The organism is Paraburkholderia nodosa DSM 21604, from assembly GCF_000519185.1.
Taxonomy (GTDB): Bacteria; Pseudomonadota; Gammaproteobacteria; order Burkholderiales; family Burkholderiaceae; genus Paraburkholderia; species Paraburkholderia nodosa.
In genome coordinates, this window is sequence record NZ_JAFA01000039.1 from 12,052 (window position 1) to 35,548 (window position 23,497).

Below are 23,497 nucleotides of genomic sequence, written 5' to 3' on the forward strand. Positions count from 1 at the left end.
TACCATAATGGCAGGAAATGCGCCGACGCGTCTCGAACGCGCGTGCTTTTTTCCGGCGCCGCCGTTACGCGGGATTAAGGCGAGGGCCTGCGCAGCGCCTCGAAACGCGTCCAGGGCCACGACGGGCGGTCGCGCATATAGCCGTTGAGCCAGTTCCATTGCGGGTGGCGCTGCATGAACGCCTGGGCGTCGAACGGGCGGCCGCAAGGATGGCCCCAGCGCGCCCAGAACGACAGATCGCGCGCCATTTCGCTGTCGACCACCTTGCCGTCGTTCGCGCCCCATGGGTTGAACGGCCCGTGGTCCGCGCCGCCGAAGCGCGCGTCGTCGAGTTCGAGATGGCCGCAGATCGTGCGCGAGCACGGGTTGTCGCTGCGTTCGAGATAGACGTCGTGATGGTCCGCGATCATCGCCTTGGCGAGTTCGGCGTCGATCGCGCCGCGGTGCTCCTGCGCGAGCTGCATGAAGCGCAGGCGGCGCGCGCCGTTGCGGCGCACGTCGGTGTAGTCGTCGGCTTCGCCGGTGCATTCCTGGTTGCGGATCTTGAGGTCCGTGGCCGTGTTGAAACCGCTGTAGAAGCCGTCTTTCGTGCTCTCGAAGCCCGCGTGCTGCAGGCCCAGTTCATAGCGCGCGATCTCGCCCGTTTTGGTGTCGCCGAGAAGCCAGCTGTTCACATAGCCTGCGTTGTTCGCCTGCGCGAACATCTCGCACCATTGCGCAATGCTCGACGCATACTGCGTCGCCCGGCGCGAGCGATAGAACTCGGGGGCGCCGTTCGCGCGGTAGCCGATGAAGTTCGAGATGGTCGTCTCCGTCACCATCAGGCCCGCGCCGTTGATCCAGAAGTCGGTGAGGCTCGAAATGCAGCCGGGCAGGCCCTGCATGAGGATGCGGTGCCCCGAGTCGGGCACGATATCGAACACGACGTTGAAGGCGTCGCCGGCCGCGTAGCGGTCCCACGAGTTGTGCGCCATGACGATGCGGCCGTCGCGCGTCGCGCTGCCCGTGGCGATGAAGGCGCTGCAGTGGTGGCCGCGCCGCCCGCGCCATGGGCGCACCGCGCCTTGCCCCTGGGACGCCTGCTGCGCTGCGACATGAACCGGCCACCAGCTTTGCAGCAGGTCCATGTAGCCGTTCCAGGCGAGGACTTCGGCGAACTTGAGGCCGGCGCCGTCGGCGATGCCCTGGATCTCGTCGGCGAATTCGGTGTCGAGGCGCGGCGCGAACTGCACGATCGCCGCGTTGATGAAGGTGTCGAAGTCTTCGCCCGTGTCCCATTTCGCGAGGTAGCGCGCGGTGCGAATCGCGTTGCGTATTTCGGTGGCGAGCAACTTGCCGTGCTGCTCGCCCCGGTCGTAGGGTTCGCCCTGCAGGTGCACGAATATCCAGCCCGCGTGGTCGCGGCGTACGGCTTCGAGTGAGGGTTCGCTCATCTTCGCTCCGGTCATCCCCGCGTCGATTCTCGCTGCCTCCTGCGCGCGCGTCCGTACGCAGGCGCACCGCGCGGGCCGCGTAGCGCGTTTCACTCTAGATTCTAGAAAATCCGCTGCGCTTTGCCACGCGCCACGCGCGCCGGCCGGGCCCTACCGCTCCGCGTTCATGCGCTGATAGGCGTCGAGGAGCGAAGTCTTGTACACCACGCCCGCGAGCGTCGGCTCGCGCGTGCTTTCGACCACCGGCAGGCGCTCGCCCTGGAACGACATGAAGTGCTGCAGGCCGACGGCGAGCGGCATGTCGGGCGTAAGCACGTCGAAGGTCGGCTTCAGGTAGTCGCGGGCGTGCCTGTTCGAGGTATCGCGTTTTTGCAGCAGGTCCGAGGTGATGTCGGCCAGCGCGACCGCGCCGAGAAAGCGCCCCGTCTCGTCGGTCACGTAGAGATACTTGACCGGATATTCGAGGAACACGCGCGTCATCTCCTGCACCGTGGCGCTCTCCAGTACGACAGTCTGCGCGGGGCGCACCAGCTCGCGCATCTGCGTCATGCGCAGGCGCATGCGCTCGGCCTCCTCGCGGTTGCGATGCAGTGTGATTTCGTACATCGACGCCTTGCCAATCGCACGCGCGACGAAATACGCAACCACGCACGAGAGCATGAGCGGCAGCACCACCTGGTAGCTCAGCGTCATCTCGAAGATCATCAGGATCGCCATCAGCGGGGCCTGGGTCGCGCCCGCGAGAAACGCGCCCATGCCCACGATCGCGTAGGCGTACGAAGCGGAGGTGCCGTCGGGCCAGAGCGCGTGCATGCCCTGGCCGAACAGGCAGCCGAGCACGGCGCCCATGAAGAGCGTCGGCGTGAACACGCCGCCCACGGCGCCCGAGCCGACCGTCGCGGCCGTCGCGATGAGCTTGAAGACGAGCACCGTGGCAAGCGCGGTCCAGGTCCACGGCGAATGGAGGATGGAGTTCACGACGCTATAGCCGTTGCCCCACACCTCGGGCGTCCACACGGAAAGGATGCCGACCACGAGGCCGCCGAGCGCGAGCCGCACGGGCAGCGGCGCATTGATGCGGCCAAAGCCCTTTTTCGCGGTGGCCATCATCATGAGGAACTGCGGCGCGAGCACACCGCACAGGAGGCCGAGCGCCACAAAGAGCAGCACCTCGACACCCGTCACGGGCGGGAACACAGGCATCTCATACGGCGGCTTGTAGCCCGCGAACTCGCGCATGGTGATATTGGCGACCACCGAGGAAACAACGATCGGCCCGAAGCTTTCCATCACGATGGAGCCGAGCACGATTTCGGTCACGAAGAAGGCGCCGGCGATGGGCGCGTTGTACGCCGAGGTGATACCGGCCGCCGCGCCGCACGCGACGAGCAGGCGCAGCCGCGGCGGATCGAAGTGGACCCAGCGGCCGATCAGCGAGGCGGCGAGGGCGGCGAGCTGCACCATCGGGCCTTCGCGGCCGATCGAGCCGCCGCTCGCGATCGTGAAGAGCGACGAGAGGCTGCGCCAGATGCTCGTGCCCACCGGCATGACGCCGTCGCCGATCGCCACCGCCTCGATGTAGTCGGCATGCATCGCCTTGCCGCTATTACTGGGCGCCTTGCGCCGCGCGAGCAGCAGCAGGCATCCCGCGATGAAGCCGCCCGCGGCCGGCATCCAGATGCGCCGGTGCCACGGCAGATGGCGCGCCATCTCGACGAGGCTGCCTTCGCTGCCTGTGAAGAGCATTTGCACATGGGCGATGCCCTCGCGAAAGAGCACGGTCGCAAACGCGCCCGCCACGCCGACGATGACCGACCAGATCAGCATCGTGTGGGCGTCGGACAGGCGAAAGAGCTCGCGGGCGCGGGTGCGCAGTTTCAGCAGGAATGACAGCACGGCGGGCGGGTCAGGTTACGGGTGAAAGAAAGCCGCGCGTGCGCGGAGCGCGACGTGCGGCGGCAAGCATAACGGGTGCAGTGCGGCAACTGCGCGGCAACTGCGCGCCGCGTGCGTGAAACCGGGCGGCGGCGGACGCCTTCCACGGCCCGCGCGCATTCAGCGCACGGCCCGGTCGAGTTCGGGGTAGTGCCGGAAGATGCCCGTTTCGTTGAACGGCAGCCGCCGCTCCGAGTCGAGGTAGGCGGCGATATTCGGGCGTTTCGCCACGGCGTCGCGCAGCGCGACGACATGCGGATAGTGATCCGCAAAATGCTTCGTCGCCTTTGGAAACGCATAGTGCAGGCCCTCGACGATCTGAAACATCGACAGATCGACATAGCTGAGCGCGTTGCCCACCATGTGGCGCGGTCCGTCCGGATTCTGCGCGAGCACGCGCTCGAAATAACTCATGAATTTCGGAATGCGATGCGCGATGAAATCCGCCGAGCGCGCCTTGGCTGCGTCTTTCTGGTCCTCGTAATAGAGGCCGCTTGCGATCGGATGATGCGTGTCGTGCGCCTCGGTCACGAGGTCCGCGATCGTCAGCTGCAGGCCGTTCGCGACGATGCGCAAGCCCTCGTCGCGCGGCGCGAGCCTGAGCTTCGGGCCGAGATAGAAAAGGATATTGGCGGTTTGCGGCACGATCAGGTCGCCGTCCTTGAGAAAGGGCGGGGCGTAGGGCGGATACGGCTCGTCGCTCTCCAGTTCGCCCATCATCGCGCCGATGCCGAAGCCGTCCTTCTTCTCGCCGCGCGCCACGTCCACGTAGGGCGCCTGCGCCTCCTCCAGCGCGAGCCGCACGAATTCGCCCCGGCCCTGCAGACCGTCCCAGTAATAGAGCTCGTATGCCATCGGTCGTCCCCTTGCGTTCATGGCCGTGCTCGCCACGGCCTGTGCGGCCGCTGCCCACGCAACGGGCAGCAACGCACAGTATCGCTCGCAACGGTCGCGCCTGGTACGCGCGTGGCGTGTGTGCGCGAGATGGCGCAAGGGCGCCGCGCGCAGAAACGCAAAAAGCCCCGCCGCAGGCGGGGCCGGTGGCCGGGAGCGCCGGCGCACAGGGGATCGGGTCGGGGCGTGCGGCCCTCGGGCGCCGGGTCATCCGAACAGGCGCTGCACGCCCCAGGTGATCGCGAGACCGCCGCCGACCAGCCAGAGGTAGATGATGAAACCGGCGGTCAGCGCGCGCGGACCGGCCTGGCGGATTTGCGAGACGCGCGTCTCGATGCCGAGCGCCGTCATCGCCATGGTGAGCGCGAAGGTGTCGAGCGTGTTGACCGCGTGGGTGGCTGTTTCGGGCAGCACGTGGAGCGAATTCACGATCACGAGCGCGAGGAAGCCGAGCGCGAACCAGGGCACCGCGAGCTTGCGCGCGCCGCCGTGGCTGGCGTGGCCGTCGGCCGTTGCCTTGCTGCGCGCCGCGCCGTTGAGCCACACGCCGAGCACGAGCAGCACCGGCACGAGCAGCATGACGCGCGTCATCTTGACGATGGTGGCGATGTGCGTGGCCTCGGGGCTCACATTGCTCGCCGCGCCCACCACCTGCGCGACCTCGTGAATCGTGCCGCCGAAGAAGAGCCCGGCGCCCAGCGTATCGAGGTGCAGCCAGCCTGCGCGGAACAGCACCGGGTAGAGGAACATCGAAAGCGTGCCGAACAGCACCACGCTGCCGACGGCCATGGCGCTCTTGTGCGGCTTCGATTGCAGCGTGGATTCGAAGGCGAGCACGGCCGCTGCGCCGCAGATCGCGCTGCCGGCCGCCGTGAGAATGGCGGTGTCGCGGTCGAGCTTGAGGAGCTTCATGCCGACCCAGGTGCCGATCACGAGCGTGCTCACGACGATCACGACCGATTCGACGAGCCCCGGCACGCCGACCTGGGCGATTTCCTGGAGGCTCACGCGCAACCCGAAGAACGCCACGGCGATGCGCAGCAGCTTGCGCGCGGAGAAGTTCACGCCGGCGGCCCAGCTTTCGGGCATGCCGTCGCGCAGCGCATTGCCATAGATCGCGCCCGCGACGATGCCGACGATCAGCGGGCTCATGCCGAGCCCGGCGATGGCGGGCAGCGAAGCGACGCTGGTGACGGCGGCCGCAAAGAGCGCGACGAACAGTACGCCGTTGAGCTGCCCGCGGGTGGACGGCAACGAGCGGGCAAGACTGGGTGTAGACATGACGGCCTCTCTACCGGGCGAGCCGGTCGAAAAATGGGGTAGCGAACAGGTCGCTATCGAATGGCCTAATCCTAATTTAGATATATCGATATGAAAAATCGTGATTTGTGAAGTAATATATAGGACAACACGATGGTTTTCCACGATGACCCCGGAACAACTGATAACTTTCGCTGCAGTCGCCGAGCATCTCAATATCAGTCGAGCTGCACTGGCATTGCATTTGTCGCAACCGGCCGTCTCGGGCCAGTTGCGGCTGCTGCAGGAGGAGATCGGCGAGCCGCTGTATCAGCGCGACGGCCGGGGGGTGCGCCTCACGCCCACGGGCGAGCAGCTCGCGGGCTACGCGGCGCGCCTGCGCGACACCTGGCGCGACGCGCTCGCCTACCGCGACGCCTTGCGCGGCCTCGAGCGCGGCACGCTGCGCATCGGCGCGACCACCACGCCCGCGAGCTACCGGCTGCCGTATCTGGTGGCGCAATTCCACGGCTGCTATCCGCAGGTCAAGCTCGAAACGTCGAGCGGAAATACGACGGACGTCGCGGGCATGCTCGGCGCGGTCGATATCGCGCTGATCGAGGGGCCGGTGGGCGAGCAGTTGCCGCCGGATACCGCCGTGCATCCCTGGCACGAGGACGAAATCGTCGCGATCGTGCCGCGCTCTCACGCACTGGCGTCGCAGCTCGACGCGCAAGGGGAGGCGGCCGCAGCGATGCCGGCCATTACGGTGGAAGCGCTCGCGCAGTGGCCGCTGGTCCTGCGCGAGGATGGCTCGGGCGTGCGCCAGGTGGTTGAGCGCGCGTTTGCGCGCGCGGGCGTGCCCATGCGCGTGGCGCTGGAGATCGCAGGCGTGGAGGGCGTGAAGGAGGCGGTGCGGGCGGGCATGGGCATCGGTTTCGTTTCGGCCATGTCGATGCGTCACGAGAACGGCGCCTTGCGGCAGATCCGCCTTGGCCCGGAACCGCTCGCGCGTCGTTTCTCGATCCTGGTGCCGCACGCGGGCGCGGCTTCGCGCGTCGCGCAGCGCTTCCTGGAACTGTGTCTCGCCGATGTTCCGGGCGCCTGATCCACCAGACCCAGGGCAATCCACAATGGCGGCCCGAGCGGCTAGCGCGCACTATCCGCCCTAATCAACCGGCGCGCAGGCGCTTTTTTTCGGGCTGGATTTGGAACCGGTTCCAAGAAGAGCAAAGTGCGCGGCGGCAGGCAACAGGAAGACGGCAATGGCGGAAGTAGCAATCGTGGCAAGCGCGTTCGGCGCGCAGGCAATCAGGCGTGACGGTCACGCGGCATGGAGCCGGCCGGCACGGCGCGCGGGCGCGCAGGCGTTCGAGGTGCGGCGCGAGCTGATGCACGACGCCGACGCGCAGCCCGAAGCGCTGCGCGCGCTCGGAACGGTGCTTGCGGACGAGGGTTTGTGGCGCGTCTGGTCCACCCCGGACGCCCTGTATGGCGAGGATGGCGCGCTCGACGAGGCGGCACTTGGCGCCGCGGTCGCCGCGGGACGGGCACTCGGTGCGCGTTTCGTGAAGCTGCAACTGGGCGGTTTCGCAGGCGACGCCAGCGCGGCGCGGCTCGCGAGCCTGCTCGAAGCACTGGGTGCGCGCACGGGCGACGCCGTTGCAGCGGGCAACGGTCCGCGCGTCGTCGTCGAGAACGGCCAGCTCGAGCAGGGCGGCAAGCTCGACCAGTTCATCGGCCTCTTCAACGCGCTGCGCGATGGCGGTGCGCCGGGCGTGATCGGCATGACATTCGACATCGGCAACTGGCAATGGCCGGGCGAGCCGCCGCTGCTCGCCGCCGCCGCGCTCGCGCCGTACGTCGAATACATCCATTGCAAGGCCGTGGTGGGCGAGGGCGCGCGCCGTTTCGCCGCCGCGCCGGGCGACGACGACACGCTGTGCCGCGCCGCACTCGCGCTGCTGCCGACACACGTGCCGCGCGGCATCGAGTTTCCGTTCGATCCGGCGCGCGTGGACGACGACGCCGCACATTACGTCGAGTGGCTCGCCGCCGCTTGAGCTTCGCGTGAAGCCTCGAAGCCGAGCCCCAGACTACCCATCCGATTCATCAGGAACGCATCTCATGACCGAAGCACTCGATGTCATCACCTACGGCGAAGCAATGGCGATGTTCGTCGCCACGGAGCCGGGGTCGCTTGCCCAGGTCGCGCATTTCACGAAACGCGCGGCGGGTGCGGAGCTCAATGTCGCGACCGGCCTCGCGCGCCTCGATTTCAAGGTGGGCTGGATGAGCCGCGTGGGTGCCGATTCGTTCGGCCAGTTCGTGCGCGACGTGCTCGCGCACGAAGGCATCGACGCGCGCTGCGTGAGCACCGACACGCGCTTTCCGACCGGCTTCCAGCTCAAGTCGAAGAACGACGACGGCAGCGATCCCGCTGTCGAATATTTCCGCCGCGGCTCGGCGGCGAGCAAGCTCTCGGCTTGCGACTATCAGGCCGACTATGTGCTCGGGGCGCGCCATCTGCACCTGAGCGGCGTGGCGCCCGCGATCTCTTCCTCTTCGCGCGAACTGGCGTTCAAGCTTGCGCACGAGATGCGCGCGGCGGGCCGCACGATCTCGTTCGACCCGAATCTGCGCCCGACGCTCTGGGGCTCGCAAGCCGAAATGATCGGCACGCTCAACGAACTCGCGAGCTTCGCCGACTGGGTGCTGCCCGGCGTCGGCGAAGGCCGCGTGCTGACGGGCTCGGACGACCCGCAAGCCATCGCGCAGTTCTATCTTGCGCGCGGCGCGCGCGGCGTGATCGTGAAGCTCGGCGCGGAGGGCGCGTACTACGCCACGGCCGAAGGCGAGCAGGGCCGCGTCGCAGCGCAGCGCGTGGAGCGCGTGGTCGATACCGTGGGCGCCGGCGATGGCTTCGCCGTGGGCGTGGTGAGCGCGCTGCTCGAAGGACGCCCGCTTGCTGCGGCCGTCGCTCGCGGCAACCGCATCGGCGCGCTGGCCGTCCAGGTGATCGGCGACTCGGAAGGTTTGCCGACGCGCGCGCAGCTCGATGCGCTCGAAGGCGCGCAAACGCAGGCCGCCGCGACAGCCGCATAACGGAACAAGGGGCGCCACGCCAAGGGCGGCGCGCCAAGTGACATGAGACCAGAGGGCGGCACTGTCAGGTACCGAGCCCCATTCAACTGGAGACACCGATGACCTCAACCTCGCTCGCACCGCGCCGCTGGTGGGCAATCATGCCGATCGTGTTCATCACGTACAGCCTCGCCTATCTCGACCGCGCCAACTACGGCTTCGCCTCGGCGGCCGGCATCAACCGCGATCTCGGTATCAGCCCGGGGCTCTCGTCGCTGATCGGCGCGCTGTTCTTCCTCGGCTACTTCTTCTTCCAGCTGCCGGGCGCCATGTATGCGGAGCGCCGCAGTGTGCGCACGCTCGTGTTCGCGAGCCTTGTGCTGTGGGGTGGCTGCGCAGCGCTCACGGGCGTCGTCACGAACATCCCGTCGCTCATGGCGATCCGGTTCGTGCTCGGCGTGGTCGAGGCGGCCGTGATGCCCGCCATGCTCATCTTCATCAGCACCTGGTTCACGAAGAAGGAGCGCTCGCGCGCCAACACGTTCCTGATTCTCGGCAATCCGGTCACGGTGCTGTGGATGTCGGTCGTCTCGGGCTATCTCGTGCATGCCTTCGGCTGGCGCCACATGTTCATCGCCGAAGGCGTGCCGGCTGTCGTGTGGGCCGTGTGCTGGTGGTTCCTCGTGCGCGACAAGCCCTCACAGGTCACCTGGCTCTCCGACGATGAAAAACGCGCGCTCGACGCCGCGATGCGCGCCGAGCAGGCTGCCATCAAGCCGGTGCGCAACTACGCCGAGGCGTTCCGCACGCCTGCCGTGATGCTGCTCTCGGCGCAGTACTTCTGCTGGAGCATCGGCGTGTACGGCTTCGTGCTGTGGCTGCCCTCGATCGTGAAGAATGGCTCGGCGCTCGGCATGGTCGAAACGGGCTGGCTCTCCGCCGTGCCGTATCTCGCGGCGACCATCGCGATGCTCGCCGCCTCGTGGGCCTCGGACAAGCTCGACAATCGCCGCGCCTTCGTGTGGCCGTTCCTGCTGGTCGGCGCGCTGGCCTTCGCGGGCTCCTACGCGCTCGGCTCGACGCACTTCTGGATCTCCTACGCGCTGCTCGTGGTGGCGGGCGCGGCGATGTACGCGCCGTATGGCCCGTTCTTCGCGATCGTGCCGGAACTGCTGCCGAAGAACGTGGCCGGCGGTGCGATGGCGCTGATCAACAGCATGGGCGCGCTCGGCTCGTTCGTCGGTTCCTATGTGGTCGGGTATCTGAATGGCGCGACGGGCTCGCCTGCGGCATCCTATGCGTTCATGAGCGTGGCGCTGCTCGTTGCGGTGGGCCTCACGCTCGCCGTCAAGCCGCAGCGCGACGCCGCCCGTGGTTATGCATCGCCGGCTCACGGAAAATAACCTCTCTTTTCTAGCGCACTTATGAAGCCGAAAATCGTTGTCTACAAAGCCTTGCCCGCCGATGTCGCCGACTATCTGCGCGAGCATGCCGAACTGATCGACGTCGATGCCGACCAGCCCGGCGCACTCGCCGCCGCGCTAAAAGACGCCGACGGCGCGATCGGCGCGAGCGTGAAGATCACACCGGCGATGCTGGACGGTTCGCGCGTGAAGGCGTTCTCCACGATCTCCGTGGGCTACGACCAGTTCGACGTCCACGATCTCACGAAGCGCGGCATCGTGCTCGCCCACACGCCCGACGTGCTGACCGAATCGACGGCCGACACCGTCTTCTCGCTCATCCTCGCGAGCGCGCGCCGCGTGGTCGAACTGGCCGACTGGGTCAAGGCGGGCCAATGGAAGGGCAGCATCGGCCCGGCGCAATTCGGCGTGGACGTGCAGGGCAAAACGCTCGGCATCGTGGGGCTCGGGCGCATCGGCGGCGCCGTGGCGCGCCGCGCGGCGCTCGGCTTCAACATGAAGGTGCTCTACACGAACCGCAGTCCGAACGAAGTGGCCGAACGCAACTACGGCGCGCGCCGTGTCGAACTCGACGAACTGCTCGCAAGCGCGGACTTCGTGTGTCTCCAGGTGCCGCTCACCGACGCCACGCGCCATCTGATCGGAGCAGAGCAGCTGAAAAAGATGAAGAAGAGCGCGATTCTCATCAACGCCTCGCGCGGCGCGACCGTCGACGAAAAGGCGCTGATCGCGGCGCTCGAAGCGGGCACGATCCACGGCGCGGGCCTCGACGTGTTCGAGCGCGAGCCGATCGATCCCGCGTCGCCGCTGCTGCGCATGCCGAACGTGGTGGCGCTGCCGCACATCGGCTCGGCCACGCATGAGACGCGTCATGCGATGGCGCGCTGCGCGGCGGAGAACCTCGTCGCGGCGCTCGCTGGCACGCTCGACGTGAACGTCGTCAACCGCGACGTGCTCGCGCGATGAGCATGGCTGCGGGCGGCGCGGATCGCGACGATCACGCGGAAACGGGCGCAACGGCCACGGCGCCGCGCCGCGCGACCATTAGCGACGTGGCGCGTGAAGCCGGCACCGGCAAGACCAGTATCTCGCGCTATCTGAACGGCGAGCTGGGCGTGCTTTCGCCCGACCTGCGCGCACGTATCGAGGCGGCGATCGAGCGGCTCGACTATCGCCCCAACCAGATGGCGCGCGGGCTCAAGCGCGGCCGCAACCGTCTGCTCGGCCTGCTGATCGCCGATCTCGCCAATCCCTATTCGGTGGAGATTCTGCAGGGCGTGGAGGAGGCGTGTCACGCGCTCGGCTACATGCCGCTCATCTGCCACGCGGCGAACGAAATCGATATGGAGCGGCGTTATCTCCAACTGCTCACCACGTATCGCGTGGAAGGCGTGATCGTCAACGCACTCGGCGTGCGTGAATCGATGTTGAAACCCGTGGGCAGCGGCGGCATTCCGGCCGTGCTGATCGACCGTACCGTCGACGGCCTGGATGCGGACATGGTCGGTCTCGACAACGCGGCGGCCGTGCGCCTCGGCGCGGAGCATCTGCTGGGGCGCGGCTACGACGACATCGTGTTCGTCGTGCAGCCGTTCGAGCAGGTGAGTTCGCGGCGCGAACGCGAAACGGCGTTTCGCGAGTCGATGCAGGCGACCAAGGGCGCGGCGCGCGGCCTCACGCATGTGCTCGATCTCCACGACGAAGCCGCCGTGCAAGCCGCGCTCGCGACGCTCGACACTCATGTTGCCCAAGCGCTCGCGCGCGGTGCGCGGTGCGCGTTGTTCGCGGCCAACGCGCCGGTGGCGCTGCGTCTCGCCTTGCATCTGAAGGCGGCGCTCGGCGCGCAGTGGCAGCAGCGCGTGGCGCTCCTTGCCATCGACGATCCGGAGTGGGCCGAGCTTGCCGGCATTACGACGATCCGCCAGCCGACGCGCGAGATCGGCTATCGCGCGGTGGAGTTTCTGCACGAGCGCATCGAGGGCGCGGCGCCCAGGGCACGCGCGGCGGCGTTCGAGGGCGAACTGGTGGTGAGGGCGTCGACGCTGGGGTGACGACAGCGCAATTGCGGGTCTCTCGCGCAGCCAGGGCTGCGCGCAGGCGCCGATATCTGCGATCATTCGGGCTGCGGCGCGCGTGCGTGCGTGCCGAACGTCATAAGGAAGCCCATGTCCGTAGCCCCGATCACGCTCGTCTGCCTCTCGCTCGCGACGCTGTTCGTCGCCGCCTTGCCCGTATCGCTCTATCGCCGTCTGCGCGTGCCGTTCGCGCTCGACTGGCGCGATACGATCACGGGCGTCGCCATCTTCGCGTTGTTCGCGACTGTGATCGAGCGCGCCATCAACGACTACATGCTGCACGGCAACGCCGCCGTCGCGCAGGTGCTTTCGAATCCCGTTTTCTTCGTGCTGTACGGCGCGCTCGCCGCGGGCGTGTGCGAGGAGGCCGGGCGCTATATCGCCATGCGGCTCATCGCGCGCCGCGGCGCACGCAAGCCGAGCGCCCCCACCGACGGCGCGGCGTTCGGCTACGGCATCGGCCATGCGGGTGCGGAGGCGTGGTTCGTCGGCGTGCTCGTGCAACTGCAGTGGATCGTGTTCGCGGTGCTCGCGAATCGCGGCGATCTCGACGAGCATCTGTCCAATCTCACGATGGACTCGGTTTTGCGCGTGCATCTGATTCTCGCAAGCCTTTCGCCGCTTTTCGCGGGCGTGTTCGCGCTCGAGCGCACGGCCGCGTTCGTGTTCCAGATTGCCTTGTCGGTGCTGATGTGGCGCGGCGTGCGCGCGGGATGGAAGGGCATTTTGCCGCTCGCGATCCTCGTGCACGCGCTCATCGACGTGCCTGCCGCGATGTACCAGGCGCAACTCGTGCCGCTCGTGGCCGTGGATGGTTTGTACGTGGTGGCGGCTGTGGTGGTCGCCGTCGTGCTTTTCAGGACGTGCCGCCAGCAGCGGCGCGTCGCACGCGCGGCGTGAGTGCGCGCGTCTCACTCTTTTTTGTGGCGTCAATGGAAGCCTATCTGTTTGAATGCGCGAGCCCCGATTTCGACGAGCTCGCCCGCGTGATCGCCGACATCTTTCCCGAGCAGACGCGCTTTGCCGAAGAGCCGAACGAGAACGGCGTGCCGCAGCTGGTCGTGCACTGGGTGGCGATGCGCTTCGGCTCGAAGGCGCGCCGCATGGCGCTCACGGTCGCCATCGCGCCCGCCGCGCTCGCACGCTATCGCGCATTGCCGCCGCGGCTGCGCGGTCGCAGCTTCGCGGTGTTGCGCGCCTACGCGGAGGCGACGATCGAATCGCTCGAGGAACAGCACGCGAAGGGCGAAGACGTGCCGCGCGAGGTGACGATCGCGCTGGACGAAGAATTTGCGTAAAGCGTGTGCTTGAAGCGCGTGTGCTTGAAGCGATGGGCGCAGCGCGCCCGGTCAGCGTTGCGCTGGGACTTAGTCGGCGAGCTTGTAGACCTTGGCGAAGCGTGCGGCCTGCACGACGCCATAGTCGCCGGGCGCGTACTGCATGACCCAGTCGCCGGCCACGCCGCTGAGCCGGTCGCCGCCGGCCGAACGCACGAGCGTGAACGGCTCGTCCATGCGCCTTGCGAGCACCACGACCTGGCGGTTGCGATACGCGCCTGAGTGGCCGTGGGCGAGGGTGTCGCTCGCCGGCAGGTACTTCGCATCGAATCGATCGCGCGAGACGACCCAGCGATCGCCGGTCGAACCGGTGATGATCGCGTCGCCCAGCGCATAGCGGTTCGGGCCTTCGAGGCTCATCAGCTCGCCGGCAAGGGCTGCGAACTCGACGCTCACGGTTTCGTCCTTGACGACGCGCTGTGCGGCGGGGTCGACACGCAGGTCGAGTTGGGTCAGTTCAATCATGGCGGCAGCAGCGGACCTGCTTCACAAAAAGCGGCTTTCAAAGTAGCGACGGCCGGGCGAAACTGCCCGGCCGTCGCGCGGTCCGCAAGGGTACCCTGGATCGGGCCGTCGCGCACGCATGGGCGCGCGGCCCGACTGGCGGGTGACTCCGTCTTACTGCGCGGCCGGCGTGCTGGCCGCTTCGGTGTCGCTGGCTGCGGCGCCTGCGGACGGCTTCGCACGGCCTTTGTGCTCCGGATGGCCCGGCTTGCCCGACGGGCCGTGCTCATTGCCGTGGCGGAAGGACTGATCGGCGAGCTTCTTCTGTTCCGGCGAGAGGCTGGTATAGAGCGGCTCGAACGCCGAGACGAGCTTCTGCATGTCGTCCGCGTGCGCCTGGGCGATCTGCGCGTACTGCTTCATGTCGTCGAGCGCGTTGCGCGAGCTTTCGCTCTCCGCACGCTGCTTGAAGAGATTCGCCATAGTCTCGCCGTTGCTGCGCATGACGTCGGCGAAGGTCTTCCATTGCGGCTCTTGCTCGGGCGTGATCTTGAGCTGCGTATGCAGCCACGTGATGCGCTCCTCGACACGCTGCTGATGCTGCGCGGCGCGCACGTCGGCGCTCGACGCGGCCGCGGCGGTTGCCGAAGCGGCCGGCGCAGCGCTTTGCGCGAACGCGCCGCTCATCGAGAGCGAGGCGGCAAGGATGACGAAAGCTTTCTTCATTGTGACTCCTTGAATCATTTCGTAGCGGGTAGCATGGCCAGAATGGCTGCAGCCGTTATTAGTACCACGTTCTCGCTTCGCCACGCCCCGGCTGCGACACTTGCTTACAAACGAAACGCGTGGAAATACCCGTCGCGCATGGCTTGCGCGCCGCGACCGCCGCCCGCCGCGCTCACCCGCGCGCGATAATGACGCCGTTCAGACTTCCCATCCAGACCGCCGCCCGATGAGACCTCCGCGCCTCGATCAACTCGACGACCTCGACCGCAGCCTCGTCGCGCTGCTGCAGGAAAACGCGCGCGAAAGCGTCGCGAATCTCGCACGGCGCCTGGGCGTCGCGCGCACCACGGTGCTTGCGCGCATCGAGCGTCTCGAACGCACACAGGTGATCGCCGGCTACGGCGTGCGCCTGGGCCAGGACGTGCTCGACGCGAGCCTGCAGGCGTGGGTCGGGCTCATCATCGCGCCGCGCCATGGGCCCGATGTGCAAAAGCGTCTCGGCAAGATGCCCGAAGTGCAGTTGCTGTGCGCGGTGAGCGGCGAGTACGACTACGTGGCGTGGCTGCGCGCCGATTCGCCCGACCGCCTCAACGATCTGCTTGACCAGATTGGCGGCATGCCCGGCGTGGAGCGCACGACCACGTCGATCGTGCTCGCGCGCAAGGTCGACCGCGGCTCGGTGACAGGCTGAATCGAGGACTGAACCGCGGGCCGAAATACGGGCCGAGCGACGAGGCACTCGCCATCGAAATGGAATGGTTTCGTCATTTCGACGAAACCGATCGTCATAATGACGAAAATCGCGGTCGAAACGCATCGTTTTGCGTCTATGAACCGTATTTGTCTCTCCCTAGACTGTGTTTGAGCGGGCGCTGCCCATCCCCAAGCATAGAAAACCAAAGGAGATGACACATGAAAGTTGCGATTGCAGGCGCCGGCCTGATCGGCCACACCATTGCCCACATGCTGCGCGAGAGCGGCGACTACGAAGTCGCGGCGTTCGACCGCGACGCGAAGGCGCTCGAGCCGCTCGCGGCGCAGGGCATCCCCACCGCACGTGTCGATTCCGGCGACGCCGCCGCGCTGCGCGGCGCGCTGGAAGGCTACGACGTGCTGATCAACGCGCTGCCGTATTACCTGGCGGTGAACGTCGCCTCGGCGGCGAAGGGCGCGGGCGTCCATTACTTCGACCTGACCGAGGACGTGCGCGCGACCCACGCGATCCGCGCGCTGGCCGAGGGCGCCGAGCATGTCTTCATGCCGCAGTGTGGTCTCGCGCCCGGCTTCATCGGCATTGCGGCGCATGCGCTCGCGAGCCGCTTCACCGAGATCCGCGACGTCAAGATGCGCGTAGGCGCGCTGCCGCAGTTCCCCACCAACGCGCTCAAGTACAACCTCACGTGGAGCGTGGACGGTCTCATCAACGAGTACTGCCAGCCGTGCGAAGCGATCCGTGAAGGCCGCACGCAGTGGGTGCAGCCGCTCGAAGGCCTCGAGCATTTCTCGCTCGACGGTGTGGAGTACGAGGCCTTCAATACCTCGGGCGGTCTGGGCACGCTCTGCGAGACGCTTTCGGGCAAGGTCGAATCGCTCGACTACAAGTCCGTGCGCTATCCGGGTCATCGCGCGCTCATGCAGTTCCTGCTCGAAGATCTGCGCCTGTCCAGCGACCGCGACACGCTCAAGTCCATCATGCGCCGCTCGGTGCCCGCTACGGAGCAGGACGTCGTGCTCATCTTCATGACCGTGACCGGCATGCGCGACGGCAAGCTCGTGCAGGAAGTGTTCACGCGCAAGATCTTCGCGAAGACGGTGTGCGGCGTGCCCATGAGCGCGATCCAGATCACCACCGCCGGCGCCATGTGCGCGGTGCTCGATCTGTTCCGCGAAAAGCGTCTGCCGCAAGCCGGGTTCGTGCGTCAGGAGCAGGTGTCGCTCCAGCAGTTCCTCGCGAACCGCTTTGGTCAGGTGTACGAAGGCGCGACGCTCGACAGCCGCGCGAAGGTGGCGGCCTGAAATCTCAGGTCGATGCCGTTGCCGACACGATGCGCTGTAGCAAGGCGTCGTAGTCGGCCGCGGCGGGCGCGCTGTTGTCGAAGAGCAGAAGGCCGTCGAGTTGCGCGCCCGACGGCATGAAGCGCCGCTGCCGGTATTCGTCCCAGTGAGCGAGCTTGTAGGCATCGATCGGATGGGCGCGCGCGACGATGCGCGCGTGCGCCGTTTCCTCGCTCGTATGCACCCACACCACGGTGAGCCCCACCTCCTGACCGACGCCGAGCCACGCGCGGTCGAACAGCTTGCGCTCGCGCACTTCGCGCGATAGCGGGCCGACCACGAGCGCGCTCACGCCAAGCTCCAGGTTTTCGCGCGCGGTGTCGATGAGCCCCCGGTACTCGGGTTCGCGAAAATGCTGCAGGAAGAGCGGGCTGTCGCGATCGTTCGGATCGTGCGTGAGCGCGCCCATCGCGGCGGCGCTATAGGTGCCGTAGAGCGTGTCCTTGTCCAGCAGGCAGAACGGCTCGCCGGTCTCGCGGGCGAGCGGGGCGAACAGGCGTTTGGCGAGCGACGTTTTGCCGGCGCCGGCGTGGCCGCAGAAGAACACCAGTTTCGTCACGGGCGGCGTGCCTCGCCGTGTTGTGTGCCGGCGTCTGCCGACGGGGCGTTTTTCGCGCCGGTTTGCCCGGGCTCGTGTCCGTTCAGGAATTTGCCGTTGGCGTCGAGCCACATCACGTTGATGATGCCAAAGCCGGGCGCAACGCCGATGCCGAGGATCCACGAGAAGTACCACATGGCCGTCGCCTCCTCTTTATGCCGGTTGCGAGCGCTGCCGCGCATTCTCCAAAGAATATAACAACGATGATCGATCCGGCGTCCGTACGGATATGATGGGCGCGAACCAGCAGCCAGAGGTCAGAAAAGGGGAAAGCGCCCATGCCGCCTTTGCCGTCGCGCAGGTCGATTGCGAGCCTCGCCGCCGCCTTCACGGTGGTTGCCGCGTTCGCACTCGGCGGCTGCGCCGAGGAGCAGCCGCAGCCCATGCCGTTCAAGCCCGTACCGGCCGAACGCATCCTGAAGCCGGGCTACACCGAGGCGGGCGAGGGCCTCGTGGCCGTGGACGTGCGCCGCGAGCGCACCCGCAACGTCATCGTCAAATTTCGCGACGCGCCCGTCTACCTCGACGGCGAGCGCGTGACCGACCTCATGGACGGCGAGCACGTCACGTTCTACCTCAAGCCGGGCGTGCACCGCATCGGCGTGACGACGCAGTTCGATCCCGTGATCGAGCTGCGCTTTCTCGTGGATCCGCGCTACACCAACCGCGCCAGCGTCACATTCGACAAGGATGACCGCATCGGCATCCGCCGCGTCGCGCAGTAGGTCCGCAGCAGGCCGGAAGACGGCCGCCGGCAGGCCGCCAGTTCGCCGCCGCCGTTACACGGCGGGCACGGGCAGTGCTCTCGAACGCCAGTCAGGCCCCGTCAGGCGGGCGCACGCACGCCGCGCGGGCACCCCGTCCAGACGCCGCCGGTCGACGGAACCCCTTAAACTTGGCAACCGGTGCAACTCGAAGCGGCGCGGGCGCGACCCGCCGCGCGGAAGAAAAGGAACATGCTAATCAACTGCGTCGCGTATCAAGGCGGCAAGAAACTGGCCGACGTCACCGTCGAAGCCATCAGCGACTATCTGGCGAAGCCCGAGTGTTTCGTCTGGGTCGCGCTCAAGGATCCCGACGCCGGCGAAATGGCGGCGATGAAGGAGGAGTTCGGGCTGCATGCGCTCGCGATCGAAGACGTGATGAACGGCAACCAGCGTCCGAAGATCGAGGAATACGGCGACACGCTCTTTTGCGTGCTCCACACGCTCGAACTCGACGACGACGGCGAAGTCGTCATAGGCCAGGTGAACGTATTCGCCGGCCCCAATTTCGTGCTCTCGGTGCGCCACCGCGCGCAGCAGGGTTTCACCGACGTTCGCGCGCGCTGCGAGCGCGAGCCCGAATTGCTGCGCGAAGGCTCCGGGTTCGTGCTCTACGCGCTCATGGACAGCGTGGTCGACCGCTACGCGCCGGTGCTCGAAACGCTCTCCGCCGAAATCGAGGAACTGGAGGACCGCATCTTCGACAAGCACGACCTCGCGGGCTCGCGGGCGATCATCGAGGATCTCTATTCGCTCAAGCGCCGTCTCGTGATCCTCGCGCATCACGTCACGCCGCTCGTCGATGCCGTCGGCAAGCTCGTGGGCGGCCGCATTCCGCAGATCTGCGTGGGCATGCAGGCGTACTACCGCGACGTGTCCGACCATCTCGTGCGCGTGTCCAACATGATCGACGCTCGCCGCGAAATGATCGTCACGGCCATCCAGGTGAACCTCGGCATGATCTCGCTCGCGGAGAACGAGGTGACCAAGCGGCTCGGTTCGTTCGCCGCGCTATTCGCCGTGCCGACGATGATCGCGGGTATCTACGGCATGAACTTCGAGCACATTCCCGAGCTACATTTCAGGTTTGGCTACCAGATCTGCCTCGCGGCCATGCTTGTGCTCGATATCTTCCTGTTTTTCCTGTTTCGTCGTATCAACTGGCTCTGAGGCGGGCTCTGACTCGGCTCTGACGCGGCTCTGAGGCGAGGCGGGCGTTGCTGCGCCGCCGCATTGCCGGCAGCGACGCCAATGACAGAGCGAAGTTGACATCGTTCAGCGCCTGCGCCGAGAATGGGCCGGCAGAAAACGTTTGCGCATAACCAGAAAGCAGGGCCCAGCCGGGCCCGACAAACCGGAGACTTCCAAAATGAACTCCCGCATTCGCCGCCGCATCCTCCTCGCCGCCAGCGCGCTCGCCACGACCGCCGTGACCGGCGCGTTGCCGCTCGCGGCCCGCGCACAGACGCCTCACAAGCCGAAGGTCGCGCTCGTCATGAAGTCGCTCGCCAACGAGTTCTTCCTCACCATGGAGACCGGCGCGAAGGACTATCAGAAGCACAACGCTGACCAGTTCGATCTCATCACCAACGGCATCAAGAACGAGACCGATACCGCCGCGCAAATCCAGATCGTCGAGCAAATGATCGTCTCGAAGGTCGACGCCATCGTGCTCGCGCCCGCCGACTCCAAGGCGCTCGTACCCGTCGTGAAGAAGGCGGTGGACGCGGGCATCATCGTCGTGAACATCGACAACAAGCTCGACGCCGACGTGCTCAAGTCCAAGGATCTGAACGTGCCGTTCGTCGGTCCGGATAACCGCAAAGGTGCCCGCCTCGTGGGCGACTATCTCGCCAAGCGCCTGAAGTCGGGCGACCAGGTGGGCATCGTCGAGGGCGTTTCCACGACGACCAACGCGCAGCAGCGCACCGCCGGCTTCAAGGACGCAATGGACGCCGTGGGCGCGAAGATCGTCTCGACGCAATCGGGCGAATGGGAGATCGACAAGGGCAACGCGGTCGCCTCCGCCATGCTCAATGAATACCCGGACATCAAGGCGCTCCTGTGCGGCAACGACAACATGGCGATCGGCGCCGTGTCGGCCGTGCGCGCGGCGGGCAAGCAGGGCAAGGTGTACGTGGTCGGCTACGACAACATCGGCGCCATCAAGCCCATGCTCAAGGACGGCCGCGTGCTCGCCACCGCCGACCAGTACGCGGCGAAACAGGCCGTGTTCGGCATCGACACGGCCCTGAAGGCGCTCAAGGAGCACAAGAAGCAGTCGGAGCTGTCGGGCATCGTCGAAACGCCCGTGGTGCTCGTCACGAAGTAAAGCGCTGCCGGCAGGCGCCACGGCGTGCTACGGCGGTATTTGCGTGCGCAACTCAATAAACGCTCAAGAATCTCGCCGCGCAGCCGTTATTTGTACCGGGATGACCGCATGGGCGGCCGTCTTCCGCTGTGTGGCGATTCGCTGCCCAGCGCGCCGTTCGCTGCACGCTCTACCGGAGCGTGCAGCGGCGGTGCGGACCCGCAGTATCCGGGCGGCGCGACTCACCGGTTGAACCCGGCGGCGCGGCTCGCGACTACAGGATCGTGATGGATGCAAATGTCCCCGACGTAGCGTCACCTGCGCCCGCCGTGCTTACGGTTACGGGCGTCGGGAAGACCTACGAGCAGCCGGTGCTCGCCGACGTCAGCCTCGCGCTGCACGCCGGCGAAGTGCTTGCGCTCACGGGGGAAAACGGCGCGGGCAAGAGCACGCTCTCGAAGATCGTGAGCGGCCTCACGGCGCCGAGTGCGGGCAGCATGACGCTGATGGGCCAGCCCTACGCCCCGGCGAGCCGCCGCGAAGCCGAAGCGCTCGGCGTGCGCATGGTCATGCAGGAGCTGAACCTGCTGCCCACGCTCACTGTTGCGGAGAACCTGTTTCTGGACCGCCTGCCGCAGTCGGGGCCGCTGCGCTTCGGCTGGATCGATCGCAAGCGGCTGCGTGACGACGCGCGGGCCGCGATGGCGCAGGTCGGGCTCGAGGCGATCGACCCCGACACGCCGGTCGGGGAGCTGGGTATCGGGCATCAGCAGCTCGTGGAGATCGCGCGCAACCTGATCGGCAGCGCCGCTAGTGCCGATGGTGCCGATGGCGGCGACATGCGCGTGCTGATCCTCGACGAGCCGACGGCCATGCTCACGGCCCGCGAGGTCGAGCTGCTGTTCGAGCAGATCGCGCGGCTCAAGGCGCGCGGCGTGGCGATCGTCTACATCTCGCACCGGCTCGAAGAACTCGAGCGCATCGCGCAGCGCGTCGCGGTACTGCGCGACGGCAAGCTCGTGCGCGTGGACGCCATGGCCAACCTCACGCCCGAGCGCATCGTCGCGCTGATGGTGGGGCGCGAGCTTGGCGAGCGCATCGATCTCGGGCAGCGGCGCATCGGCGCGCCGCTCCTGAAGGTGGACGGGCTCACGCGCGCGAAGGCCGTGCGCGACGTGTCGTTCGAAGTGCGCGCCGGCGAGATTTTCGGCGTTTCGGGGCTGATCGGCGCGGGCAGGACGGAGCTGATGCGGCTCATCTACGGCGCCGACCGCATGGAGCGCGGCACGGTGGCGCTGGCGCCCACGCCGGGCGCGGCGCCGCAGCCGGTGCAAATCGCCTCGCCCGCCGACGCGGTACGGCTCGGCATCGCGCTCATCACCGAGGACCGCAAGGGCGAAGGGCTGCTGCTGCCGCAGCCGCTCGCCGCGAACGTGACGCTCGGCAACGTGGGCGCGGTATCGCGCTATGGCGTGGTGGACGCGGCGCGCGAGAACACGCTGGCGCGCACGCAGATCGACGCACTGCGAATCCGCACGTCCGGACCCGCGCAGCCGGTGGGCGAACTGTCGGGCGGCAACCAGCAGAAGGTGGTGATCGGCCGCTGGCTCGCGCGCGACATCACGCAGTCGATGCGCGTCGTGCTGTTCGACGAGCCCACGCGCGGCATCGACGTCGGCGCGAAGTTCGACATCTACGCGCTGATGGGCGCGCTCGCTCGCGAAGGCCGGGCGCTCGTGGTGGTGTCGAGCGACCTGCGCGAGCTGATGCTGATCTGCGACCGCATCGGCGTGATGTCGGCGGGGAAGATGACGGCCATCTACGGTCGCGACGAGTGGAGTCAGGACAAGCTGCTGGCCGCCGCGTTCGCGGGGCTGCGCGCCGAGGATGCGCTGGTCGCGAACGCGTGCGATCTGCCGGAGATGGGCGATGTGCCGCCACACGTGGACACGCGAAAGCCGCAGGAACGAAACGACGACCCACGAGGGAGCGCTTCATGACGAACGATCCGTTGCGCGGGCAACCGTCACCGCAGGGTGACGATAGCGGTGGGCGAACCAGTTCGACCAAAATCGTGCCGGCCGCGGCGCCCGAGCCTGCGCCGCATGCGGTGCAGGCGAGCGGCAAGCCCGTGGGGACGCGCTTCGGCTTGTCGAACTACCTGGGCCTCGCGCTCGCGCTGATCGCGATGATCGTGTTGTTCTCGCTGCTGAGTTCACACTTCCTCACGTACGATACGTTCAGCACGATCGCTAACCAGATTCCCGATCTCGTGGTGATGGCCGTGGGCATGACCTTCGTGCTGATCATCGCGGGCATCGATCTTTCGGTGGGCTCGGTGCTCGCGCTCGGCGCTTCGGTGGTGAGCGTGGCGTCGCTCAAGTGGGGCTGGGGCGCGCTGCCGGCGGCGCTGCTCGGCCTCGTCGCCGCGGCGGCCACGGGCACGCTCACGGGCGCGGTGACGGTGGGCTGGCGCATCCCGTCGTTCATCGTCTCGCTCGGCGTGCTCGAAGCGGCGCGCGGGCTCGCGTACCAGATGACGAATTCGCGCACGGCGTATATCGGCGACGCGTTCGACTTTCTCTCGAATCCGATCGCATTCGGCATTTCGCCGGCGTTCCTGATCGCGGTGGCGGTGATGGTGATCGCGCAGCTCACGCTGACGCGCACGGTATTCGGACGATATCTGATTGGTATCGGCACCAACGAGGAAGCGGTGCGCCTGGCGGGCGTCGATCCGCGGCCGTACAAGGTGATCGTGTTTGCGCTGATGGGCGCGCTCTCGGGGCTCGCGGCGCTGTTTCAGATTTCGCGCCTCGAAGCCGCCGATCCGAACGCGGGCGTGGGGCTGGAGCTGCAGGTGATCGCGGCCGTGGTGATCGGCGGCACGAGCCTGATGGGCGGGCGCGGCTCGGTCATCAGCACGTTCTTCGGCGTGCTGATCATCTCGGTGCTGGCCGCGGGGCTCGCGCAGATCGGCGCGAACGAGCCCACCAAACGCATCATCACCGGCGCGGTGATCGTCGTGGCGGTCGTGCTCGACACGTACCGCAGCAGGCGAAGTCGTAGAGGCAGCAGGGCATAACAATTTTTCGAGGGCGCGGTCCGCAACGCAGCGCGGGCCGGCGGAAATGACCGGGAAAGCGACGCCAGACCAAACCAACAACGGGCGCGCAGA

At 67.2% G+C, this 23,497-nt stretch carries 23 protein-coding genes; 15 read left to right on the forward strand and 8 right to left on the reverse strand.

Annotated features, from left to right (window positions below):
• Positions 1 to 74: 74 nt before the first annotated feature.
• The 4 genes from A3CW_RS0135905 to A3CW_RS0135920 all read right to left on the reverse strand — a co-directional run bounded on the left by A3CW_RS0135905 (position 75) and on the right by A3CW_RS0135920 (position 5,543).
• A complete protein-coding gene (locus A3CW_RS0135905) occupies positions 75 to 1,433 on the reverse strand; it encodes a C45 family autoproteolytic acyltransferase/hydolase (protein WP_028207848.1) in 1,359 nt (452 codons plus the stop codon).
• Positions 1,434 to 1,583: 150 nt separating this feature from the next.
• A complete protein-coding gene (locus tag A3CW_RS0135910) occupies positions 1,584 to 3,329 on the reverse strand; it encodes a ClcB-like voltage-gated chloride channel protein (RefSeq protein ID WP_028207849.1) in 1,746 nt (581 codons plus the stop codon).
• Positions 3,330 to 3,488: 159 nt separating this feature from the next.
• The gene (locus A3CW_RS0135915; protein ID WP_028207850.1) at positions 3,489 to 4,223 is read right to left on the reverse strand and encodes a glutathione S-transferase; all 735 of its coding nucleotides are present in this window, start codon (positions 4,221 to 4,223) and stop codon (positions 3,489 to 3,491) included.
• A gap of 246 nt (positions 4,224 to 4,469) precedes the next feature.
• On the reverse strand, positions 4,470 to 5,543 hold the full coding sequence (locus A3CW_RS0135920; RefSeq protein ID WP_028207851.1) for a YeiH family protein: 1,074 nt from the start codon (positions 5,541 to 5,543) through the stop codon (positions 4,470 to 4,472).
• A gap of 145 nt (positions 5,544 to 5,688) precedes the next feature.
• Here A3CW_RS0135920 and A3CW_RS0135925 point away from each other — a divergent pair, with 145 nt between their 5' ends.
• From A3CW_RS0135925 to A3CW_RS0135960, 8 genes are all read left to right on the forward strand, one after another.
• Complete coding sequence (locus A3CW_RS0135925; RefSeq protein WP_028207852.1) at positions 5,689 to 6,609, forward strand: LysR family transcriptional regulator; 921 nt, start codon at positions 5,689 to 5,691, stop codon at positions 6,607 to 6,609.
• 157 nt (positions 6,610 to 6,766) lie between these two features.
• Positions 6,767 to 7,564, forward strand: a complete 798-nt coding sequence (locus tag A3CW_RS0135930) for a TIM barrel protein (RefSeq protein WP_028207853.1) — start codon at positions 6,767 to 6,769, stop codon at positions 7,562 to 7,564.
• Positions 7,565 to 7,628: 64 nt separating this feature from the next.
• Positions 7,629 to 8,606 (forward strand): sugar kinase, encoded by a 978-nt coding sequence (locus A3CW_RS0135935; RefSeq protein WP_028207854.1) that lies wholly within the window; start codon positions 7,629 to 7,631, stop codon positions 8,604 to 8,606.
• 98 nt (positions 8,607 to 8,704) lie between these two features.
• Positions 8,705 to 9,988, forward strand: coding sequence for an MFS transporter (locus A3CW_RS0135940; protein ID WP_028207855.1), 1,284 nt, complete (start codon positions 8,705 to 8,707; stop codon positions 9,986 to 9,988).
• 21 nt (positions 9,989 to 10,009) lie between these two features.
• Positions 10,010 to 10,975, forward strand: a complete 966-nt coding sequence (locus A3CW_RS0135945; protein ID WP_028207856.1) for a 2-hydroxyacid dehydrogenase — start codon at positions 10,010 to 10,012, stop codon at positions 10,973 to 10,975.
• A gap of 2 nt (positions 10,976 to 10,977) precedes the next feature.
• Positions 10,978 to 12,060, forward strand: a complete 1,083-nt coding sequence (locus A3CW_RS0135950; protein WP_028207857.1) for a LacI family DNA-binding transcriptional regulator — start codon at positions 10,978 to 10,980, stop codon at positions 12,058 to 12,060.
• Positions 12,061 to 12,174: 114 nt separating this feature from the next.
• Positions 12,175 to 12,984 (forward strand): YhfC family intramembrane metalloprotease, encoded by an 810-nt coding sequence (locus tag A3CW_RS0135955; protein ID WP_028207858.1) that lies wholly within the window; start codon positions 12,175 to 12,177, stop codon positions 12,982 to 12,984.
• 32 nt (positions 12,985 to 13,016) lie between these two features.
• Complete coding sequence (locus tag A3CW_RS0135960) at positions 13,017 to 13,382, forward strand: DUF3022 domain-containing protein (RefSeq protein ID WP_035514973.1); 366 nt, start codon at positions 13,017 to 13,019, stop codon at positions 13,380 to 13,382.
• A gap of 69 nt (positions 13,383 to 13,451) precedes the next feature.
• Here A3CW_RS0135960 and A3CW_RS0135965 read toward each other — a convergent pair whose 3' ends face one another.
• On the reverse strand, positions 13,452 to 13,886 hold the full coding sequence (locus A3CW_RS0135965; protein WP_028207860.1) for a PGDYG domain-containing protein: 435 nt from the start codon (positions 13,884 to 13,886) through the stop codon (positions 13,452 to 13,454).
• Positions 13,887 to 14,039: 153 nt separating this feature from the next.
• Positions 14,040 to 14,591, reverse strand: a complete 552-nt coding sequence (locus A3CW_RS0135970) for a Spy/CpxP family protein refolding chaperone (protein ID WP_028207861.1) — start codon at positions 14,589 to 14,591, stop codon at positions 14,040 to 14,042.
• Between the two features lie 226 nt (positions 14,592 to 14,817).
• Here A3CW_RS0135970 and A3CW_RS0135975 point away from each other — a divergent pair, with 226 nt between their 5' ends.
• Both A3CW_RS0135975 and A3CW_RS0135980 read left to right on the forward strand, forming a co-directional pair.
• Positions 14,818 to 15,282, forward strand: a complete 465-nt coding sequence (locus tag A3CW_RS0135975; RefSeq protein ID WP_028207862.1) for an Lrp/AsnC family transcriptional regulator — start codon at positions 14,818 to 14,820, stop codon at positions 15,280 to 15,282.
• Positions 15,283 to 15,503: 221 nt separating this feature from the next.
• Positions 15,504 to 16,607 (forward strand): saccharopine dehydrogenase family protein, encoded by a 1,104-nt coding sequence (locus A3CW_RS0135980; protein ID WP_028207863.1) that lies wholly within the window; start codon positions 15,504 to 15,506, stop codon positions 16,605 to 16,607.
• A gap of 4 nt (positions 16,608 to 16,611) precedes the next feature.
• Here the strand turns inward: A3CW_RS0135980 and A3CW_RS0135985 are convergent, their stop codons facing one another.
• The gene (locus A3CW_RS0135985; protein WP_028207864.1) at positions 16,612 to 17,205 is read right to left on the reverse strand and encodes an AAA family ATPase; all 594 of its coding nucleotides are present in this window, start codon (positions 17,203 to 17,205) and stop codon (positions 16,612 to 16,614) included.
• Positions 17,202 to 17,381, reverse strand: coding sequence for a cytochrome bd-I oxidase subunit CydX (gene cydX / locus A3CW_RS51530; protein ID WP_035514953.1), 180 nt, complete (start codon positions 17,379 to 17,381; stop codon positions 17,202 to 17,204). Before cydX ends, A3CW_RS0135985 begins: the two co-directional genes overlap by 4 nt.
• Positions 17,382 to 17,522: 141 nt before the next feature.
• Here cydX and A3CW_RS0135995 point away from each other — a divergent pair, with 141 nt between their 5' ends.
• The 5 genes from A3CW_RS0135995 (at position 17,523) to A3CW_RS0136015 (ending at position 23,404) form a co-directional block, all read left to right on the forward strand.
• Positions 17,523 to 17,969: a hypothetical protein gene (locus tag A3CW_RS0135995; protein WP_028207865.1), complete on the forward strand. Its 447-nt coding sequence runs from the start codon at positions 17,523 to 17,525 to the stop codon at positions 17,967 to 17,969.
• A 231-nt stretch (positions 17,970 to 18,200) separates the two neighbouring features.
• Complete coding sequence (corA, locus tag A3CW_RS0136000) at positions 18,201 to 19,178, forward strand: magnesium/cobalt transporter CorA (RefSeq protein WP_028207866.1); 978 nt, start codon at positions 18,201 to 18,203, stop codon at positions 19,176 to 19,178.
• Between the two features lie 199 nt (positions 19,179 to 19,377).
• A complete protein-coding gene (locus A3CW_RS0136005) occupies positions 19,378 to 20,340 on the forward strand; it encodes a sugar ABC transporter substrate-binding protein (RefSeq protein ID WP_028207867.1) in 963 nt (320 codons plus the stop codon).
• A gap of 266 nt (positions 20,341 to 20,606) precedes the next feature.
• Positions 20,607 to 22,319 (forward strand): sugar ABC transporter ATP-binding protein, encoded by a 1,713-nt coding sequence (locus tag A3CW_RS48705; protein WP_081771968.1) that lies wholly within the window; start codon positions 20,607 to 20,609, stop codon positions 22,317 to 22,319.
• On the forward strand, positions 22,316 to 23,404 hold the full coding sequence (locus A3CW_RS0136015) for an ABC transporter permease (RefSeq protein WP_028207868.1): 1,089 nt from the start codon (positions 22,316 to 22,318) through the stop codon (positions 23,402 to 23,404). The genes A3CW_RS48705 and A3CW_RS0136015 overlap by 4 nt, the downstream gene beginning before the upstream one ends.
• Positions 23,405 to 23,497 lie beyond the last annotated feature (93 nt).

Bases quoted from the DNA above. Each gene is read 5' to 3' on its own strand.
- A3CW_RS0135905 (WP_028207848.1), bottom strand. From the start codon at position 1,433: ATGAGCGAACCCTCACTCGAAGCCGTACGCCGCGACCACGCGGGCTGG.
- A3CW_RS0135915 (WP_028207850.1), bottom strand. From the start codon at position 4,223: ATGGCATACGAGCTCTATTACTGGGACGGTCTGCAGGGCCGGGGCGAA.
- A3CW_RS0135920 (WP_028207851.1), bottom strand. From the start codon at position 5,543: ATGTCTACACCCAGTCTTGCCCGCTCGTTGCCGTCCACCCGCGGGCAG.
- A3CW_RS0135925 (WP_028207852.1), top strand. From the start codon at position 5,689: ATGACCCCGGAACAACTGATAACTTTCGCTGCAGTCGCCGAGCATCTC.
- A3CW_RS0135930 (WP_028207853.1), top strand. From the start codon at position 6,767: ATGGCGGAAGTAGCAATCGTGGCAAGCGCGTTCGGCGCGCAGGCAATC.
- A3CW_RS0135935 (WP_028207854.1), top strand. From the start codon at position 7,629: ATGACCGAAGCACTCGATGTCATCACCTACGGCGAAGCAATGGCGATG.
- A3CW_RS0135940 (WP_028207855.1), top strand. From the start codon at position 8,705: ATGACCTCAACCTCGCTCGCACCGCGCCGCTGGTGGGCAATCATGCCG.
- A3CW_RS0135945 (WP_028207856.1), top strand. From the start codon at position 10,010: ATGAAGCCGAAAATCGTTGTCTACAAAGCCTTGCCCGCCGATGTCGCC.
- A3CW_RS0135950 (WP_028207857.1), top strand. From the start codon at position 10,978: ATGGCTGCGGGCGGCGCGGATCGCGACGATCACGCGGAAACGGGCGCA.
- A3CW_RS0135955 (WP_028207858.1), top strand. From the start codon at position 12,175: ATGTCCGTAGCCCCGATCACGCTCGTCTGCCTCTCGCTCGCGACGCTG.
- A3CW_RS0135960 (WP_035514973.1), top strand. From the start codon at position 13,017: ATGGAAGCCTATCTGTTTGAATGCGCGAGCCCCGATTTCGACGAGCTC.
- A3CW_RS0135965 (WP_028207860.1), bottom strand. From the start codon at position 13,886: ATGATTGAACTGACCCAACTCGACCTGCGTGTCGACCCCGCCGCACAG.
- A3CW_RS0135970 (WP_028207861.1), bottom strand. From the start codon at position 14,591: ATGAAGAAAGCTTTCGTCATCCTTGCCGCCTCGCTCTCGATGAGCGGC.
- A3CW_RS0135975 (WP_028207862.1), top strand. From the start codon at position 14,818: ATGAGACCTCCGCGCCTCGATCAACTCGACGACCTCGACCGCAGCCTC.
- A3CW_RS0135980 (WP_028207863.1), top strand. From the start codon at position 15,504: ATGAAAGTTGCGATTGCAGGCGCCGGCCTGATCGGCCACACCATTGCC.
- cydX (WP_035514953.1), bottom strand. From the start codon at position 17,381: ATGTGGTACTTCTCGTGGATCCTCGGCATCGGCGTTGCGCCCGGCTTT.
- A3CW_RS0135995 (WP_028207865.1), top strand. From the start codon at position 17,523: ATGCCGCCTTTGCCGTCGCGCAGGTCGATTGCGAGCCTCGCCGCCGCC.
- corA (WP_028207866.1), top strand. From the start codon at position 18,201: ATGCTAATCAACTGCGTCGCGTATCAAGGCGGCAAGAAACTGGCCGAC.
- A3CW_RS0136005 (WP_028207867.1), top strand. From the start codon at position 19,378: ATGAACTCCCGCATTCGCCGCCGCATCCTCCTCGCCGCCAGCGCGCTC.
- A3CW_RS48705 (WP_081771968.1), top strand. From the start codon at position 20,607: ATGGATGCAAATGTCCCCGACGTAGCGTCACCTGCGCCCGCCGTGCTT.
- A3CW_RS0136015 (WP_028207868.1), top strand. From the start codon at position 22,316: ATGACGAACGATCCGTTGCGCGGGCAACCGTCACCGCAGGGTGACGAT.